Below are 20,205 nucleotides of genomic sequence, written 5' to 3' on the forward strand. Positions count from 1 at the left end.
CCAACGTGATACGACAAAAACCCCGTCGTCTGGAACAGATCCGCCGACAACGAACTTGACGTCGCCGCGCCATCGTTCGTACTTTCGCGGCAATTCCGGTTCATCCCACCGTTCCACGCGTCACCCATTCTGCCGTGCACGCCATTCGCAACGCCCGCTGTTTTTTCCCTGCACTCGCTTTGCTAGCGTTGTGTGTTTGCGGCTGCGCGACTTGGACCGACCGCACGACCGGCATTTTGGAAGCGGCAACAACGGGCAAAACCGGACACGGCGAATCACCACTTTCGAAGCTGAAAGAAAACAGCAAAAACATTGTTCTGAACGTGGAATTCGTGCCCATCAAAGTCGACGAAACATCACTGGATGAAATTCAATCGATTTGGCAGTGGACCGATGAAACCGTCGTCGATCCAGGCTTGCGCCGCGAACTATCGCTCAATGGAATCCGCGCAGGGCGAGTCATTCGCCGCGATCGACTGATCCAGCGACTCGATCAAATGCGTTCGACCGACGGCGTGCTCGATCAGTTTTTGTCGCAAGCCGACATCGCCAGCGAAGTTTCTCATGGCGGCCAACGAATTCCGATGCGGGTTGGTCGACGTTACGAATTGCCGGTACGTCAACCGATCGAAGGCACCCACGTTTCGATGGTGCGTCTTGACGGGGAGCTTTTCGGACGCACCCTCCAAGATCCGCAATTTTTGTTCGCCGTCAAAGCCACGACCGGAAACACGACTCGCGAAATCAATCTGCAGCTGCGTCCGGAAATTCAACACGGTTCGATGCGTCAACGGTGGATCAGCAGCGATACCGCTTTGCGAATCAATACGCGGCGAGAAACCTGGTCACTCGAGTCACTGGACTTAAATCTGACGGGCGTCGAAGGCGACACGTTCTTTATCGGCGGCACGACACCTCGCGTCGGCCTGGGAAAACAAATGCTTAGCGGTCACCGCAGCGACAACAGCCAACATCAAGTCGTTATGCTGATCACGTTTGACCAAATCCCAACGGCCGCTGAACAGCTCTAGTTGCCAGTTGTCCGCTTGGCTTTTCCGGCAGGAACTTACCAGGGCGACTTCCAGCCGCCAGATCCGCAACTCTCTTATCACCCCAACATGCGAATACTCGTTACCGGCTGCGGTGGATTCTTAGGCTCCGAAATCACTCGACAATTGCTCGATCGTGGCGACGAAGTCATTGGCGTTTCACGCGGCGCTTACCCGCAACTGATCAACGCAGGCATGACCGCCCGGCGCGGTGATCTTTCGGACTCCGATTTTACATCGCAAGCGATCGCGGGGGTCGACGCCGTCGTCCACACCGCCGCCGTTGCCGGAGTCTGGGGGCCTTGGGAACATTTTTATCGCAACAATGTAGTGGCAACGCAAAACGTGGTCGCTGCCTGCCAGACAAACGGCATTGGCGATCTGATTTTCACCAGTAGTCCCAGCGTCACTTTCGGCGGCGACCACCAACGCGGCGTAGACGAATCGGAGCCCTATCCGGCCCAATGGTTGTGCCACTACCCCCACACAAAAGCCCTAGCCGAACAACATGTTCTATCCGCAGACGACCGCGGCCGGCTCAACACCTGCGCCCTGCGTCCTCATTTGATCTGGGGAAACGGCGACCCACACCTGATCCCACGCGTGCTGGATCGAGCCCGCCGCGGACGACTGCGGATTGTCGGCAACGGCCAAACTCGGGTCGACACGGTCCACGTGATCAATGCCGCCGCCGCACACTTGGATGCGATCGACGCATTGCAGAACCGGCCCGAAGCAGCCGGCGGACGCGCGTATTTCATCGCCCAAGACGAACCGGTCAACTGCTGGCATTGGATCGGACAACTTTGCGAAATCGGCGGCGTTGCTGCTCCGACCAAACGAGTCGGATTCCGCGCCGCGTACACCATCGGTGCTGCTTTGGAAGCAACGTATCGAGCGATCGGCAAGAAAGGCGAACCACCCATGACGCGATTCGTTGCCGCCCAACTGGCCCACGACCATTACTTTGACATCACGGCCGCCAAAGACCGATTGGGTTACCGAGTTCGCGTCACAATGGACGACGGTTTGCAGCGGTTGCGCAATTCTTGACGCTCGAATTTTGGCATCCAATCCATAATGCCTAGCGGACTCAGAATCTCCCTACGACTTCGCGATGGCATCCCACCACGCCCGGACGAGCCAGGCAACGGACACCGACAGCTTCAAAAAGTCCGTAAACAACGGTCAAACGAACTCAGGCCGTTGTCAGTTTTCGCGTGAATTGTTAGCTTTTGAGTCTCGAGAACGGTCGTCCTGACGGCTGCTTCCGGCGCACGCGCTGCGTCCCCACCCAAGTTTCAGCCCAACCCGCGTTAAACTCCGTGATTGCACCTCATCGCGCTTCGCAAATGCCCGACGATCAACGCATCGTCATCACCGGAATCGGCCTGACAGCCCCTAACGGAAACGATTGGGCAACGTACCGGGAATCCCTGCTGGCAAAAAAGAGTGGCGTGCAGCCTTACGAAATCCGTTACTTCGGTAAAACACTCGCCGGCGTCTGTGACTTCGAAGCGACTCGCTACCAGAAGAAAAAAGAGATTCGCCGCGGCACCCGCGCGGGCAGCGTCGGCGTTTATGCTGCCAACGAAGCCATCAAGCACAGCGGAATCGACTGGGAAAATACCGACCGCAGCCGAGTCGGGATCTATGTCGGCGTGACCGAGCATGGCAATGTCGAAACCGAAAACGAAATTTTCATCATCAAAGGCTTCGACTACGACACCAGCTGCTGGTCACACCACCACAACCCTCGCACGGTGGCCAACAACCCGGCCGGCGAAATCGCCTTGAACATGGGCATCACGGGGCCACACTACACCATCGGCGCCGCGTGTGCGGCTGGAAACGCCGGCATCATCCAGGGCGCCCAGATGCTACGGCTGCACGAATGTGACTTGGCCATCGCGGGCGGCACCAGCGAAAGCATCCACACGTTCGGGATTTTTGCCAGCTTCAATAGCCAAAACGCTCTGGCCACGCACGACGACCCCACCCAAGCATCGCGGCCGTTCGACAAAGAGCGAAACGGAATCGTGGTTGCCGAAGGCGGCTGCCTTTACACGCTCGAGCGACTCAGCGACGCCAAAGCACGCAGCGCGAACATCATCGGCGAACTGGTCGGCTACGCGATGAACACGGACGCAACCGATTTTGTCCTGCCCAACCCCGAACGCCAAGCTCAGTGTGTGAATGCGGCACTGCAACGTGCGGGACTTAATGCAGAAGACATCGACATTGTCAGCACGCACGCCACGGGCACCTCCAGCGGCGACACACAGGAGTGCAAAGCCCTTCGCGAAGTCTTTGGCAATTGTAAGACGGTTCGCATCAACAACACAAAAAGCTACATTGGCCATGCGATGGGAGCTGCCGGCGCGTTGGAATTGGCCGGCAACCTTTCGTCTTTCCAAGACGGTGTCGTGCATCCAACCATTAATGTGGACGACCTGGATCCGGATTGCGATTTACCAGGATTGGTTCTCAATGAACCTCAAGAAACCAAACAGGTCGATTACGTGCTAAACAATTCCTTTGGCATGCTCGGCATCAACTCGGTCGTCATCATCGGCCGCGTCTAAACACCACTCATCACCCCACCAACCCCTGCGATAGAAGATCGATGACACCTGCAGAAATTCGCGTAGAAATCCTGGATATCCTGGACGACATTTCACCAGACGAAGATCTGGATAACCTCAAGGACGATGTCGCGTTTCGCGAGCAGCTGGAACTCGACAGCATGGATTTTCTGGACATCGTGATGGAACTTCGCAAGCGTCACCGCGTGCAGATTCCTGAGGAAGATTACGGCCACCTGGCTTCGATGGCATCGACGGTCAGCTATCTCGAACCCAAAATGGTCGACATTGTGAAGTCGTAGTTTCGACTTCCGATCCACTCCTACGGGAGAGCCATTCGCGTACCCTCTCTCGCCTGCCTTTACCGTTCGCCGTCACTGATCACTCCGATGTCCAAATACGACACGATCATTATCGGCGCGGGAATGAGCGGGCTCGCCGCCGGAATTCGCTTGGCACACTTTGACCAGCGTGTCTGCATCCTCGAAAAACACTACACCATCGGCGGACTCAATTCGTTCTACCGAATGGGTGGACGTGACTACGACGTCGGATTGCACGCGATGACCAACTACGCGGTCAAAGGCAGCGACAAACGAGGCCCGTTGGCCAAACTGATCCGCCAACTTCGCTTTCGCTGGGAAGATTTCAAACTGGCCGAACAGGTCGGCTCGTCGATCCGTTTTCCCGATGTTTCGCTGGACTTCAACAACGACATCGCGATGTTGGAAGCCGAAATCGCAAGAGATTTCCCCAGTCAGATCGACGGTTTCCAATCGTTGTGCGGTGCCCTGCTGGACTACAGCGACATGGACGGCGGCGCCCCCGACTTCATGCGGTCGGCTCGCGAAGTCATGGCCCGGCACATCTCTGAACCTTTGTTGATCGAAATGCTGCTCTGCCCCCTGATGTGGTATGGCAACGCTCGTGAAAACGACATGGACTACGGGCAATTCTGCATCATGTTCCGTGCCTGCTACCTGGAAGGCTTCGGGCGGCCCTACAAAGGCGTGCGGATGATCCTGAAAAATCTAGTGCGAAAATTCCGCGGACTCGGTGGCGAACTCAAACTCCGTAGCGGCGTCTCGCGAATCGAAGTCGACAACGGAAAAGCCGTCGGCGTGGTCTTGGACGACGGCACCGAACTGCAAGCCGACCGAATTTTGTCATCCGCCGGCAGTGTCGAAACGATGCGAATGTGCGACGACGTCACCGAAGTCGATGTGGCGAAAGCGGGCCAACTATCGTTCATCGAATCGATCTCCATCTTGGATCGAATGCCGCAAGACTTTGGATTCGACCGCACGATTGTTTTCTACAACGACAGCGAAAACTTTCACTGGGAACGTCCCGACACCCAGCTTTGCGATTCGCGAACCGGCGTGATCTGTTCGCCCAACAACTACCTGTACGATGCCGACGAAGGCGAATTGCCCGATGGCGTGATCCGCATCACGACCTTGGCAAACCATGATCGCTGGTGCGAATTGCCCGACGAAAAATACGCCGCCCAAAAGATGCAGCAGTACGACGAAGCCGTCGAATCATCGGTACGCTTCATGCCCGATTTTCGACGTTACGTCGTCGACACCGATGTATTCACGCCAAAAACCATTCGTCGTTTTACTTGGCATGACAACGGAGCCGTCTACGGAGCTCCAGACAAACAACTCGACGGCACCACGCACCTGCCCAATGTCTTTCTCTGTGGCACCGACCAAGGTTTTGTCGGCATCGTAGGCGCGATCGTCAGTGGCATCAGCATGGCCAACCGCCACTGCCTACAGGCATAAAACGCTCGCCCAAACCATTTCAGCCGCTGGCGCTAGCCACGGGCCCGGCACAAACACACCCCGGCGCTACCGGCAACAACCTCGGCCCCCCATCAATCGTAAGATGACGGCACCTCCCCAAGCCGCGCCCCCTCAGCGCCAAAGTTCCGAATCCCGGCATCTCCCCAAAAAGTTTGCAATTTCCTTGCGTAAATTCGGCTAGCACGAACGTCTAGTTGTTTGAAGGCAAGTGATTCTTCGCGACAAACTCAAAATGAAAAGCAACCGTTGAATTGGCTTGAAGAGCTTTATCGACTTCATCGCGAAAGCCTCTTTCGGCTGGCATGGCTGATTTTACGCGACCAAGGACTGGCCGAAGACGCCCTGCAGGCTGCCTTTCTGAAACTCAGTCGCATCGCTCTACCGCCGAACAACTCTCTCAGCTACGCAAGGCAAACGGTGCGGCATTGTGCGATCGATCTGCGCCGCACGCGAAACGTTCAACGAACCGAGCCACTTCAGCACGATCCCGAGCAACCCCGCCTCCCCAATGACAACCTTGACATCGAAGCACTACTGCTTGCTTTGACCGACCCTCAACGCGAAGTCGTCGAATTTCGGCTGCGTCTTGGAATGTCATTCAAGGAAATCGCTTCGCTGCTGAACGAACCGCTCTCGACGGTCAGTTCACGGTACCAACGAGCAATCGATTCAATCAAACAGAATCTAGCGGCAGTCGGCGCAACCACCATAGACGAGGCCCGTGATGGATGACCTAGAAAAAAAGATCGCCACTCTGCCGTTTCCTGAGATCAGCAAGAGTGCTTGTCAGCGAATCGAAACCCTACTGCCCGTCGACTCCTCGAATTCACTCACGCCAGGAAGTCGGATGTTCAAGAGAATCACGCGTCCTTTAATCGCCGTTGCCGGGCTGCTTTTGATCGGATTCGCAGCGGACTTCTTAATTTCTTCGGCAACGCAAACCGACCGGCTGTTTGCAGATGTGCAAAAAGCCATGAAGAAAGTCCACACAATGGAGTACACGTTCAAGTCCGTGTGGCACAAGGGGCTCGATTCGATTCCCGTTCGACAACCAGACTACAGCTACCGACAAGTCACTGATATTCCACAGCACGCTCAAACGGTAACGAGATCGCTTCGCGCAATACTTGCTGCAGAAAAATCCCCGAAGACCCGTCGTGAGCTACAAAACCAGATCGAAATCACTAAGCACCACAGCGACAAAGCCAACGGGCGTCTGCAGTGGGCATTCCTGGGGCGATTAAGCAAGGGGCGCAAACGCTATGAGCAGTTCTTTCCCTTCGATCAAGTATCACTCGACACTTTCAACTCGTCCGATGAAATCAAACGCATGACAACTGTCCCGCCCGACGCCACCAAGCCACTGGGGGAATCAACCATCGATCAACACAGAGCGATTGGATTTCGACTGATAGAGTCCATGAATGACGGCATCGTCTATCGCGACTATTGGGTAGACGCCCAGACGCTGCTACCCATTCGTATCGAACATAGCTGGCGAAAGTCGGAGACAACCGAACCGACGGAAATAAGCGTGTACAACAATTTCGTCTTCAACGTTCCAATCAAAGAGACTTTGTTTGACAAGTCTTCACTCGGCCGCGGCGATACGAGTTCTTTGCCCTCACTTGATTGACCACACGCCGATCACGGCGTGCCAAGTCAGTGGCAAGCCGCCATCCGCCTAGCCAGCTTCCAGCACATCGCCGCCAGCTTATCACACCAGCACTTTACACCAGCACAGACCAGCGCACATCCGTTTCTGGGAATGGGCGGTCCGGATTGACGTCGATTGCTCCGCAGTCCAACGCAAGCCACGCATTGAATCGGCTGTACCAACACGACAATCGACGGGCATCTTGCAACCGTAGTTTGCCCAGTGAAAAGCCGTGCCCTCTGTGATATCGTTGATCAAATCGATACTCTTTCGGTTGTCGCCTTTTGATTACTGACCGTGTTTTTTGAGCCTCCGCCATGCAACTTTCTGAATTGACTGCCGTTTCCCCCATCGACGGACGCTATGCATCAAAAACAGAATTCCTGCGCGAGATCTTCAGCGAATACGGACTGATCCAACGTCGCGTCGAAGTCGAAGTGCGATGGTTGGAAACCCTGGCGGCGCACCCCGGCATTCCCGAAGTAAATCCGCTCAGCACCGCGGCAATTGAGTGCCTGAACCAGCTGGTCGACGACTTTACGGTGGATCATGCCGTCAGAGTCAAAGAGATCGAGCGGACGACCAATCACGACGTCAAAGCAGTCGAGTATCTGATCAAAGAACACGCTGCGGGTAACGACGAACTGGAAGCCGCCAAGGAGTTTGTTCATTTCGCTTGCACATCCGAAGACATCAACAACCTCTCACACGCGATGATGCTCCGCGATGGCCGCGCGGTTCTGGCCGAACAGATGGACATCGTCGTTGCGGCCATTGACGACTTGGCCAAACGACATGCCGATGTTCCCATGCTTGCGCGAACGCACGGCCAAACGGCTTCCCCGACCACGGTTGGCAAAGAAATGGCCAACGTCGTCGCCCGCCTTCGTCGCGAACTGAAATACGTGCGAAACGTCGATTTGCTCGGCAAAATCAACGGCGCGGTTGGCAATTACAACGCCCATCTTTCCGCCTATCCCGACGTCGACTGGCCGGCCAATGCCAAAGACTTTGTCGAAACCCTGCGTTTGACCTGGAATCCCCGCACCACCCAGATCGAACCACACGACTACATCGCCGAACTGTTCGACGCGATCAAACGATTCAACGTTGTCCTAATCGACTTCGATCGTGATCTCTGGGGTTACATTTCGCTGGGCTATTTCAAACAGAAAACCATCGCGGGCGAAGTCGGATCGTCGACGATGCCCCACAAAGTCAATCCAATCGACTTCGAAAACTCCGAAGGTAATCTCGGCTTGGCCAACGCAGTCTTTGGTCACATGGCCGAAAAGCTACCGATCTCGCGTTGGCAACGCGACCTGACCGACTCCACGGTTCTTCGCAACATGGGCGTCGGTTTCGCCTACAGCGCGATCGCGTACGCATCGGTACTCAAAGGCATCAGCAAACTGGAGATCAACGAAACGCGCTTGTCCGAAGATTTGGACAATAGCTGGGAAGTACTCGCCGAGCCGATTCAAACAATCATGCGTCGCTACGGAGTCGATGAACCTTACGAAAAACTAAAAGCCCTGACACGCGGCCAAAAAATCACGGCAGAAGTGTTAGCCGAGTTCGTCGAAACACTTGATATCCCCGAACACGCCAAACAAACGATGCGAGATCTAACGCCAGCCAACTACATCGGCAACGCGATCCATCAAGCCAGTTCATAAGAAAAGCCCACCACCATTCAGCGGCTGGCGCTAGCCAAAGGCACACATCCATTACCGGACCCCGTCAGCCGCTAGCGCTAGCCACGGGCACTCACCCCCACACCCGCCACTAACCTACTGGCACCCGCCACCACAACACCGCGGCGCCCCACACGCTTCACCGCCCGAAGCCATCGGCAAAGTCCCGCCGAATTTCATCGCAGGGCTAGCAGTTGCGCTCATCAATCGCGTCAATTTCTTGCCGCCGCAATCGGGGCACTCAGCTTGCTCGTCACGTGAACGGACAAGAACTTCGACCGTCGAGTCACATTTTTTGCACTCATACTCGTAAAGCGGCATCGCGTAAAATCACCCAAGTGGAAAAGAAACAATCTCGGTCCGTATTATGGCACGAATACCTCGCAAGGGAATACGATCATGGAAATCCGACCGCTCAGCCGCGATGAAGTCCGTCAAATCGACAACGTCGCTATCGAACAATATGGCATCACCGGGTTGATGTTGATGGAAAACGCCGGCTCCGGCGCAGCAAGACTGGTCAACGAAATCGCCCCTGCGGGGAAAGTTGCCATTTTGTGTGGCAAAGGCAACAATGCAGGGGACGGCTATGTCATCGCAAGACACATGGAGCTACTCGATCGCGAGGTCAAACTGATCTCGATCGTCGATACTGAGTCACTGACCGGCGACGCTAAGGCAAACTTTCAGATCGCCGATCGCAGCAAGCTACCAATCATCGCTGCGGCCGACCGAGTTCGCTTGGCACAAGAACTAACCAGCGCCGACATCATCGTCGATTGCCTGCTGGGCACCGGAGCGACCGGCTCGCTGAGAGGATTGTTTGCTGATGCCGTCGCGATCGCCAATCAAACCGACGCGATCCGCATTGCCATCGACGTCCCCACCGGAATCGACTGCGACACTGGCCAAATCATGGGCGAAGCATTCTGCGCCCACGAAACCATCACCTTTGTGGCCCATAAACTTGCGATGCAGATTCCCGAATGCCACCAAACGTTCGGCCGCATTCATGTCGTGGGAATCGGTGCTTCAAAAACAATCCTGCAGCGGTTTGCCTAGTCGGTTCGCCGCCGAACTAATTGCCGATCGAAAACTCCGAAGTATTCCGATCTGCGTCCGTCGCAGTCGCGACCACGACGCTTTCTCCCAGACGCGCTACACCATTGAAAATGGTGGTGGACGCTTCTCCCGCCGTGAAATCACTCTCCAGGAACACGGCCCGTTTCACATAGCGTTTTTCGCTGCCATCATCAAAGTAAACTTCAACCCAGATCGGATAAGCCACGGCAGTTGGGTCCGCGTCGACACAATAGGAAACCTCCAAATCACCGTTTCCCAGCCCCATCACTTCCGTAATTTCAGGTGAATTTTGCAGCTCATTGGCTCCCGTGTCACCGTCGCCCACGTCGTTTGCGTTGACCCCCGCAGCTCCCAGATCAATGTCCAATCCTCCATTACCGGCGACATTGGAGCGAAAGACCGAGTTGCGTTTCGATGCATCGCCACGGACTGCGATGCCTGGACCAATCTGCCCGCGAATCGTCGACGAAAGTACCCGGTTCAGCGTCGCATCGCCGGTGATCAACACTCCGTACACCTGCCTGGGAGTCAGCAAATCGCCCGCCTCATCGACGCCGATGCGGTTGTGGCTCAACAGATTTTGCCTCGCCGCTGCCCCCGAGATGACGACGCCCTGACGATTGCCGGTGATAAAGTTCCCCAGTCCATCCGCCGGACCACCAACATCATTGTACCTCCCTGTCAGATGTACCCCGTAATCACGGTTCCCTTGAATGACAAGATTGCCAAGACGGTTACGTGCGACACCGATCAAATTGGACTCGACCAAATTATCTGCTCCGTAAATTTTCAAACCGGACTCCTGACTATTGCAAACCCAATTGCCTTGGATCGTCGCGCCCACGCACTGGTCAGTTAGAAAGATCCCTGTGCCGCGATTGCCCGCAGCTTTGTCAGGCACACCGCTAAAACCAATGTCATTTCCGCGGATCGCAACACCGCCGGGCAGTCCACCCGTGACGCGAACCCCATCGCCTGCGTTGCCACAAATTTCATTTCCAAAGACGGCACGATAGCCTTGCCCCTCAGGAACTAGGGACTGCCCAACCTCCGCGACCGTGGATGTCACCGCGGAGAAAGCCTCGTCAATCAAGACACCGTCTCCTCCATTGCCCAAATCAAGCATGACGCCCAACTCAGGATCGTAGTGCGAACCGATCGAGTTTTCGAACACATACGTAAACCGACTTTCACTGCCAGTCACGTAGATTCCAGCGCCTTCATTCCCACCAATTTTACAGGCCTCGACTTCGACGCCGCTGGTATTTTGCAAATGAATTCCGTGCCCCGTATTGGGCATCTTGGTAAGCCCCAGCCCGTCCAACCCAATGATGTTGTCGCGAATGACAGTCTCTCGGGGCGCAAAGCGAAACCCGTCTTGAGCAACCCGAATCCCATCGCCGCCGTTGTTGCAAACTAGGTTGAAAACGCAGTTTGTTTGCCGGCAAATTCCGCGCAGATGAATTCCGGTTCCGGCGTTCCCCAAGTCCAAATTGTTTGCCGGATCCGTGCCGATCGTATTGCCGTAAACCGTCAACGTGCGACTAGCAAAATCGTAATCCAAATCGCAAGCGATTCCGTCTCCCGCATTCTGCCCGACCACACAACGTTCGATTCGATTCGATGTTCCCGCATGACGAACATGGATTCCGTGTTCACCGTTGCCGATCCCTGCATCAAAAGCTCCGTTCACACCTACGTAGCACCCGCGCACTTTCGCTGACGATCCATAACTGATCACAATGCCACTCCCCGAAAAACGATAGACAGCCAAATCATGGATTTCACCGCGAGAGAGAACCAGGCCATCCATTCCACCGAGCATCAAATCGACACCGTCGATTTCGACGACCGGCACACCCTGAAATCCCGGCTGCGTTGCTCCGTGAACCGAAATTTCGGACCGGAAGATCGGCGGGAGCGCTGACTGAGGACGAATTCGATACGGCGCAGAACCGGGAAGGTCGAATTCGATACGAACCTCTTCACCCAGATACAGCTGGTACTGAAAGTTGCCCTGCTCAATCGCAGCACGCAAAGTCACCTCGCTCTGCCCATTCGGCAGAAGCTGGCCAGTGCCTGCGACGCCATCATTCAAGTCATGGTCGCCCAAGTCGCCGGTTGAATTGACCGTAAAAACATGCTGAGCAACCGCGTCCTTGGATACACCAATCGTGAATCCAAGAAAGACCAGAAAGGTAATAGAAAGGGACTTCAAGATGCACCTCGGGATGAGAATGAATTGGCTTGCCCCAAATAAACCCCGCACCGCCACAAAATCCCCGCACCGCCACGCACTATCGTCAAGAATCGAAATGCCCGCGAATCCCCCAAGTTACCAGTCGCCGGACGCGATTGGCAATCCCCGCAGCACAACCAACGCCAGCTCATAGCATAACTTCAGCCCACAAAAACCAGTCTGCAGCGAGTCCAATCAGACTACTCACTCTGACCGCACAAAAAACCTATTGACGATCGAATCGCCCTAACAAATCGTTCGGCTCAGTATCGCGAACTATTAACTGACGATTGGCGTCGGAAATAGTTGTGTGCTGGCCATCAAACGAACAATGCCTCGTCACCACATCGGTGTCATTCAAACGGTGAAGCGTCGATCCAGCAGCAAAGACGATGCGGTCATCGAAACGATTAAAGTCCATGATTTCGTTGTGGCCAAAGAATCTGGAAAACCAAAACCGGTCTCGCCCGATTCCACCTGTCATCCGGTCCGCACCTGGTCCTCCCAATAAATTGTCGTCGCCGGAATGTCCTACCAATACGTCGTTTCCAGCGCCGCCCTCTATCCAATCGTTACCACGCCCACCAGAGCACTCGTCTTGCCCCCCCTGACCAAACAAAATGTCATCCGAGGCGTTCCCATGCAGTACATCGTTGCCAGTGCCACCACGAATTACGTCGCTGCCATCGCCGCCGAAACAGATATCGTTACCGCCTTGGCATCGGATCATGTCATCTCCATCTCGGCCCAGAATTAAATCATCGCCTGCCCCGCTGGTCACTTCATCGTCCTCGCTTCCAGCATCGATCCAGTCTTCTCCGCCTCGCGTGAGTACCTTGTCTGATCCTGGCCCCGCGATGACTCGGTTGTCGCCAAGACCACCGTTCACATCATCGTCGCCTTCACCACTCCAAATCTGATCATTTCCGATTCCGCCGCGGATCGTATCATCGCCGCCTAGGCTCTGCACATAGTTTCGTCCGCCGCCTAGTCGAATAAGGTCATTTCCGGATTGCGTGAACACCACATCGTTCCCGTCGCCGCACGACACGTCATCACCGTCCCCTTCGGCGATCAAGAACAGATCGCCCGAAGTGATATTCCTTAATGCAGCATCGACCTGGGGCAAGTCCAAGAATACTTCCTGAGTAGGACCATCCACCTTAAGTTCTTGTCCGAAAGCAAAGTACTTGCCGCTATGCCGAACAAACGGCAAATCATCGATCGTCAACTCAGTGAGCGCGCCGTTACGAACGTATTGGCCGGTTGGTAGAAATGCGTCGGTCGCTGTCAGCACATAGATGTCACCGCTTAGAACAAAGTCACCTTGCATATCCGGCACTTCGCCGGATTGGATTTGCGAATCAGAGAGACCACCAAAGATCACATCCCGTTTTTCTGCGCCAACGATGACGTCCAGTCCATGACCGCCAATGATTAAGTTTCGAAAACCTCCGGTAGTCCAAATCACGTCATTGCCCGATCCGCCATCCAAAATGTCTCGAGCATTTCCGCTAAACAAGACATCGTTGCCTGCCATGCCGCTAATGTTTGCCCTCGCTGACGTGATGAACACTCGATTGGATTCTTCGTTTCCTTCGACATCAAAAACCCTGTTGTTGGAATACAACGTTGTGCGGACATATTCGACGCCGTTGGGAATCTTGACATCAAAATCTGCGTACACCGCGGTGTCGTAACCCCCGCCTTCATTCTCGGAAATGCTCCCGCCATCTGCAACGAAATACACATCGTCGCCGGCACCCCCTGCGGCGACTTGATTTCCGATTACAAAAATCGTGTCGTCTGCCTCCGTGCCTCCAATCGTCGACGCTCCCGGCAACACAACACCTCCTTGCTGAACGATCACGCTGCCAATCTGAGCAACCAACTGTTCAGCGACCGCCTGATGTGAGCCCAGAGGAATCAGATTGGTTACCTCACGAGGGTCCGCAATCACGTCGTAAAGCTCCGTACTGCCATCGTTGTACAGTTTCAAACGATACTGTTTTGAGCGGACCGATAAGCTACCAATCATCGAAGTGATCGCAACTCTCGCCTTATGATCATCAGGGTTCAAAGCGATCTCAACTAGATCTTGACCATCAAACAAAGGCGAAGGTGTCGCGTTGCCGACACTGCAAATCGTGGGTGCAATATCCAGCAACGAAACAGGTACATCGCACTGCGTGCCTGGGGCCAATCGTGGATCGGCGACGTAAAGCGGCACTTTCGCAGAGTCCTCCCAAAGTGTGAACTTGTTCCAAGTTGACTTTTCACCCAGCTGATAGCCATTGTCCGACGTAATGATGATCAGTGCGTCTGACAGATGATCGTTTGCTTCGATCGCATCCAACAATTTACCAAGCAATGAATCGGCATAGCTGAGACATGCGAGATAGCCTTGGGTGAATTCGGCCGCTTGACCCAATGAAACCAATCGTTTGTGATAATTCGACTGCAACCGAAATGTCTTGTAAAATTCTGACACATCGTCCAAGTCCGCCTCATCCGATGCAAGCGAAGTGATCGTGTTGATGGACTCGATCGGATAAAGATCAAAAAACGCTTGCGGTGCTATAAACGGGCGGTGGGGACGGATAATCCCGACTGAGAGAAACATCGGATCATCGTGTCGAAACTGATCCGTGTTCTTATCACGAGTCCTTTCGTACTGGCTGATTTTTTCAATCGCCCAGTCGACGTGAACACCGTCGGCTTGGCGTTCTTCGCTGACACTGGCGATCTCCCCTGGTGGCAGTGCCAGTCGCAACTGCGTTGGGTGTTGAAAATTTTGATCGAACAGCTGATCGTAGTACGCTTGTTCGTTTGGTCTGGTTTGGTTGTGAAAGACTTTGCCACTACTCAAGGAACGGTATCCCGCTTCTTTCATGTTGGAGACGAACGATGCTTCAGGCGGGAGCACTTCGTTCCACTGGACAGGTTCGGGAACATGAATCGTTGTCCGAAAAGGTGACTGGCCAGTCAAAAACGAACTACGTGATGCATTGCAGACCGCAATAGACGCGAATGCATTTTCGAAACGCACTGCTTTTGCAGCCAACCGATCGAAATTGGGAGAATGAATCTCAGGGCCATGTGAGTTGCGTTCATCTACCAAATCAAAAAGATCATCGAAAACGATCAATATCACTGGTCGATTCTCGAGATCAACCTCCACCCCGTTCGCAACTGCACACAAGCAGCTTGCAATCAAAACGCACACTAAGGTCAACGATCGAAAACGCCAGAACAAATTCACTATTAGCCTCAGCAGCATTTGGACACATCAAACTAGACGCGTAAGCAAACGCTGGCGTCAACGCATTATCCTAGCGAACGGTGCGTTCGATGCCAAAAGCCTTGAAAACTTTCATCCAGCAACGCGAGCCCCCCCGTCTCCGGTTCTATCTTCCTCCAACCGCGTTTGCGTAGCACTGACTGAGCAAACTGCCTGGCTCGGAGTTGCTTTACGAGAGTGCCGCTTCTGTGTTCGCAATCGACCTTCGTCACCAATCGTTCTGCGAACATCTTTACTTCAGCTTGCACCTTCAGCTTAGAACAACAGACTCTCTTCGAGACGTGTCTCTTCGTCAATCGCTGATCGGAATACTTCGTCGACGCTTTCCGTTGGCACGTCGCTCATCCGAGATTGATTGGTGTCGTCGCTCAGCCAGTTCAGGATGGCCAAGGCATCGGCGGGGGAAACTTGACCGTCACCATTGACGTCGGTATTGACGTCATTGGGTAAACCTATCGTTTCGCCGTTGGCTTGGTTGCTCAAATCGTTCAAGACCAACAACGCATCAAGTGGTGTTACCGTCCCACTACCGTCGACATCGACTTCAAAACGGATTGGCACAGCGGCCAACGCGACTGGCGAAAACGACTCGCCCACATTGCTGATTGCGGCAGCGGCATTGGACGAATTACCGGATGCATTAGACGAATTGCCTGCTGCACCGGCAGATACAATGGGGAAGATGTCTTTGGGAATGCCCGAAGACGACCCGTTCAGATTCCGCGCCACCCCAGTTCCCGCGGGCGTCAAATCGCTGATGTGAAGCTCGCGTTGACCAAGCGAAGTGATGGCCGAGAAAACCACTTGGTCGCCCACTGCCCTCAGTTCGACCGGACTTGCGCTGGTAGCGCCGGATAGATTTCTGACAATTCCAGTATTTGCCGCGGTGCCATCAGATTTGTAAAGTTCACGCTGGCTGCTGTTGATGCGAGCCGAGAACACAATCTGGTCACCTACCAACGTCAATTCGGACGGACTGGAGCTCAGCGTTCCTGCAAGATTCTCAACCAAAACCGTGCCAGCGAGCGTCCCGTTGGATTTGTAAAGTTCACGCTGCCCAATCCCCAACGCTGCAACAAAGAACAGCTCATTGCCGCGCGCAGTCAGCCATTGAGGGCTGGACGAACGAGTGCCGCCCAAATTCCGCACCATGCGAGTATTCGCGGCAGTGCCCTGACTGATATGCAGCTCTCGTTCGCCGCTTCCTAGGATGGCTGTAAAATACAATCGATTTCCGACGGCGGTCAAATCTTGAGGTGAACTGCTGTGAGTACCGTACAGATTTTCGACTTGACGTGTACTCGCACTGCTGCCGGTCGACGTGAACAACTCACGCTCGCCCGATGGCAATTGGGCAGTGAAGTACAAGCGGTTTGCCACGGCCGTGAGTTCTTCGGGACGCGATGACAGGGAACCAAACAAGTCTCGCACTAAAACGGTTCCACTGGCCGTTCCATCGGTGACATGCAATTCACGATTGCCTTGTTCAGTCGTGGCGACAAAGAAAAGCTTATCGCCGACGACCGTCAAATCAGTTGGGTTTGAACTCCGGCTACCCGACAAATTTCGCACCAAGGTCGTCGATGCGGCGGAACCACGTGTGCGATAAAGTTCGCGCTGACCATTGCTTAACGCAGCCGAAAAGATCACATCATTGCCGAACAACGTCAGGTCTCGCGGTGCCGAACTGAGCGCCCCCGCCAGATTCCGAACCATAAACGTACTGGCCGATGTCCCACGCGAACGATGCAGTTCGCGTTGGCCGGTCTCTGTTACCGCACTGAACACCAAGGTGCCGTTGATCATTGCCAAATCAGAAACCGCCGCCGTGTTGGATCCGTTCAAATTGCGAACCATTTTGGTCCCGGCTGTCGTCCCGTCCGAAATGTGCAACTCGCGTTGATTGCCACCGACCAGTGCGGTGAAATAATAGTCGGTGTCCGTCGTATCTTGAGCAACTGCCGCAATAGCGGCTTCGGCGTCAACGAATCCGGCTCCGGTGTCAAAGTCAAAGCCAGGAGTCAACATGTCCAGCGCGGTTTGGGACAGAACGGTATTGATCTGCGCCGGCGTCAAGGATCCGGGACCACCGGCGGCTTCCATCATCAGGGCCGCGACGGCCGCGATGTGAGGAGCGGCAGCCGACGTGCCGGAGAAATTCGGATTGCCATCGCCGTCTGTATCTCGACCAACCGTAAAGAAAGTAGTGTTGGTATTGTCCGGCCCAGTCAGGACAGGCTGCTGACGAACCACCGGCTGCGGCAACCTGTTGCCGGCGGTATCGAATAGGATCGGTACACCTCCAGCCGACGTGGACGGTTGCGGCTGAGCGGGCGAGGTTCCAAACTCGGGCGTTTTCCGGTAGTCAGCCGCTGCGATACCCGCGCTACCAGCCGCCTGATGATGACCGTACAGCGTGCCGCTAAACGTATTCCACTCAAACGCGTCAAAGGTCTGCGGGCTGCCTGTACCGTAGTACTTGATGCGCCCCGGCTGTGGCCCACCGACCGATATATTCTGAGCCATTGCCAGTTCATAAATCTGGGATTGCGCGGTGGGATTGGCGATACGAATAATTTCAACAGCATCGCCGCCAATGTTCGAATCCGCGCTTGCAGCGACAATCGTCCCCGATGAATCGAACACGAAGATGTCCATGTCATTAGCTGAACCGGCGCCACCCGATGACGCGAACGGCTGGTCCCATTGAAACGACAGCGTCGCAGTCTGTCCCGCCGCGACGGCGATGGTTTGAAAATTGTCCAGACCTGGTCCAGGATCAAAATCATGCACGATGTACGTTTTGCCTCCGAGAACGGCTTGCGCACCATTGGATCGGAAATCGCTCTCGTAAGATTCGCGACCTTGGTTACCCGCCGATGAAAAGAACGGAATCCCTTGGTTGACGACTTGCTCTGCCGCCTGTGCGATAACACCATCTTGAAAAAACGGCTGCGAAAAATACGTGATATCATCCACGATGATGTCCGAACCAGCGTTTGCAAGTTCCAAAATCCCCGCGGCGAAATCAACGGGCCCTTCAAATGCGGTTCGAAACGCCAGCGACGCTTCCGGTGCCACATCGTGGATCAATTCCAACATCGCGCGCCCTTCATCGATGCCATCGCGTGACAGATCTTGCAGAATCTGGATCGGCGCGGTGCGTCCAAACGGATTGCCTGGTCCAGGCAAATCACCGCTCGCGATTCCACCCGCGGCACCTCCCCCAGCAGCAATGGTGTCATAGCTGTCCGACAACACGCCGATCTTGATGCCACCGCCATCCAAACCATAAGTCGTTTTGGCGATGTCGGTTCGCATCGCTTTATCGGCTTCGTTGTCGACCGATCCCACATTGGTTTGCGGTAGATGGATCGGGCGAACAAAATTAACCGACGGCAGACTTGCCAGTTCGTCCAGCAAACCTGCATCAATCGATCCGCTGATCATCTTGCCAAACGATGCGCGTTCTTCAAATCCTGCGAACTCGATCGACTCCAAATCAGATCGCACATTGTCAATCGAAACACTCGCAACAATTTCGACAGCCACCTGATTGTTTGGAGCCATCAAAATTCCCGCACTTGCTGCGGCCAGCGCGACCGCATCCTGATCGCTGTTGGTCGAACGCGAAGACGCCTGCTCAGCCGCTGTAAAAACATCAAACAGACGCTGGCCGATTTTTTGAGCGACCGGTTCATACTTCGTGGGGAGGTCGACTTGAAATGCAGGGATCGTTGCGGAACGCCCCGCCTGAGAATTTGCCGACACATTTGGCTCGGCAGCCGTGGCCGAGTTAGTCACCGTCGGAGGCTGCAGAAACTGTGAACCTGCAAAGAAGCTGACGTCAAACGCATCGGCTGCCAACAACTCCCTTTTTTCGAGTCGCTCAGTAGCCAATCTCCGGATTCGCTGTCCACGGCGTGATTGATTCGAGGCGACCGGCTTTCTTCGTCGGATAGTCATCGTGATGCAGCTCTAAAGTGGACAAACAGGGCGGGCACAGATTTTCTTCCCGCCGAGTGCAAAATTCAACGACAAGTTGCTCCACATCGCTCAAATTCTGTCAATCAATGACCTGCATCCATCTTTCGGCACTGAACAGATGCCTCGTAGCCGTTCATATGCAAGGCAGTCTCCCATTCATCGCTCAAAGCGACCGTAATCCTTCGCCAATGCGGTGCAGCTGCTTCAGATGCAGCCGCATGTGAAATGCAGCGAGCACCAACCAACGCGAACCATCAAGCGGTCCAAACCAAGGATGCTTGAACCGTACGTTCGTTTTCAAGTTGTCGATCGACGAAAGCGTTTCGACAAAAAGAGTGCACGACTGATCAAACGCCGTGACGACTTCCCTCCCAACCTTCGGGCTCGGTTTCACATCGGCCGTTCCGACTTCACGAGGCAGTTCGCCGCCGTCGGCGAGTCGCGAACAAACATTCGCAATCGCATCGTTCACGATTCGCAAATGCTCGACCGTCATGTAGATCGACCAGTCACGGCTCGAATCCTCCAAGCCTCTCAGGCGATCAATCAACACTTGTTTGCTCGCCTGCGACGGGTCATACGCAGCGCAGATCGCAGTGACTGCTTCCCAATCCTGCTGAAACTGGACCAGAGCTTCTTCCGGGCTGGTCCTCCAACATTTCAGTCGAAAAATGGCCCGAGCCAATACTAATTCGGGCTTCGGCAGACCTGCGCCCGGCCGTGCTAAGTTGGTCATCCTAAATCTCCTTGACGGGTTACTTGCATTTTGCAAGCGTTTTTGCGAGATCGCATT

At 54.7% G+C, this 20,205-nt stretch carries 14 protein-coding genes; 9 read left to right on the forward strand and 5 right to left on the reverse strand.

Translation table 11 applies throughout. The annotated features are described in order from the left end of the window. Positions 1-134 precede the first annotated feature (134 nt). The 8 genes from K239x_RS16575 (at position 135) to purB (ending at position 8,784) form a co-directional block, all read left to right on the forward strand. Positions 135-1,031, forward strand: coding sequence for a hypothetical protein (locus K239x_RS16575; protein ID WP_145419345.1), 897 nt, complete (start codon positions 135-137; stop codon positions 1,029-1,031). Positions 1,032-1,118: 87 nt separating this feature from the next. Beyond that, positions 1,119-2,102, forward strand: coding sequence for an NAD-dependent epimerase/dehydratase family protein (locus K239x_RS16580; RefSeq protein ID WP_145419346.1), 984 nt, complete (start codon positions 1,119-1,121; stop codon positions 2,100-2,102). Positions 2,103-2,374: 272 nt separating this feature from the next. Continuing rightward, entirely contained in the window at positions 2,375-3,634 is a 1,260-nt protein-coding gene (locus tag K239x_RS16585; RefSeq protein ID WP_145419347.1) for a beta-ketoacyl-[acyl-carrier-protein] synthase family protein, read from the forward strand. 41 nt (positions 3,635-3,675) lie between these two features. Then, entirely contained in the window at positions 3,676-3,936 is a 261-nt protein-coding gene (locus K239x_RS16590; RefSeq protein WP_145419348.1) for an acyl carrier protein, read from the forward strand. Between the two features lie 87 nt (positions 3,937-4,023). Then, complete coding sequence (locus K239x_RS16595; protein ID WP_145419349.1) at positions 4,024-5,427, forward strand: phytoene desaturase family protein; 1,404 nt, start codon at positions 4,024-4,026, stop codon at positions 5,425-5,427. Positions 5,428-5,694: 267 nt separating this feature from the next. Further along, entirely contained in the window at positions 5,695-6,180 is a 486-nt protein-coding gene (locus K239x_RS16600) for an RNA polymerase sigma factor (protein WP_419189054.1), read from the forward strand. Further along, a complete protein-coding gene (locus K239x_RS16605) occupies positions 6,173-7,084 on the forward strand; it encodes a hypothetical protein (protein WP_145419351.1) in 912 nt (303 codons plus the stop codon). The genes K239x_RS16600 and K239x_RS16605 overlap by 8 nt, the downstream gene beginning before the upstream one ends. A gap of 338 nt (positions 7,085-7,422) precedes the next feature. Then, positions 7,423-8,784 carry an adenylosuccinate lyase gene (gene purB, locus K239x_RS16610; RefSeq protein WP_145419352.1) on the forward strand — a complete coding sequence of 454 codons (1,362 nt, stop codon included), beginning with the start codon at positions 7,423-7,425 and terminating at the stop codon, positions 8,782-8,784. Positions 8,785-8,898: 114 nt separating this feature from the next. On the opposite strand, the gene K239x_RS16615 is transcribed toward purB, so the two are convergent. Beyond that, complete coding sequence (locus K239x_RS16615) at positions 8,899-9,123, reverse strand: FmdB family zinc ribbon protein (protein ID WP_145419353.1); 225 nt, start codon at positions 9,121-9,123, stop codon at positions 8,899-8,901. 78 nt (positions 9,124-9,201) lie between these two features. Here K239x_RS16615 and K239x_RS16620 point away from each other — a divergent pair, with 78 nt between their 5' ends. After that, positions 9,202-9,864 (forward strand): NAD(P)H-hydrate epimerase, encoded by a 663-nt coding sequence (locus K239x_RS16620; protein WP_145419354.1) that lies wholly within the window; start codon positions 9,202-9,204, stop codon positions 9,862-9,864. A gap of 16 nt (positions 9,865-9,880) precedes the next feature. Here the strand turns inward: K239x_RS16620 and K239x_RS16625 are convergent, their stop codons facing one another. The 4 genes from K239x_RS16625 to K239x_RS16640 all read right to left on the reverse strand — a co-directional run bounded on the left by K239x_RS16625 (position 9,881) and on the right by K239x_RS16640 (position 20,148). Next, positions 9,881-12,103: a right-handed parallel beta-helix repeat-containing protein gene (locus K239x_RS16625; RefSeq protein WP_145419355.1), complete on the reverse strand. Its 2,223-nt coding sequence runs from the start codon at positions 12,101-12,103 to the stop codon at positions 9,881-9,883. 247 nt (positions 12,104-12,350) lie between these two features. Then, positions 12,351-15,278, reverse strand: coding sequence for a sulfatase-like hydrolase/transferase (locus K239x_RS16630; protein WP_419189055.1), 2,928 nt, complete (start codon positions 15,276-15,278; stop codon positions 12,351-12,353). 402 nt (positions 15,279-15,680) lie between these two features. Further along, entirely contained in the window at positions 15,681-19,391 is a 3,711-nt protein-coding gene (locus K239x_RS16635; RefSeq protein ID WP_145419357.1) for a S8 family serine peptidase, read from the reverse strand. 184 nt (positions 19,392-19,575) lie between these two features. Beyond that, on the reverse strand, positions 19,576-20,148 hold the full coding sequence (locus K239x_RS16640) for a DinB family protein (RefSeq protein ID WP_419189056.1): 573 nt from the start codon (positions 20,146-20,148) through the stop codon (positions 19,576-19,578). Positions 20,149-20,205 lie beyond the last annotated feature (57 nt).

The organism is Stieleria marina (assembly GCA_007741555.1).
GTDB lineage: Bacteria > Planctomycetota > Planctomycetia > Pirellulales > Pirellulaceae > K23-9.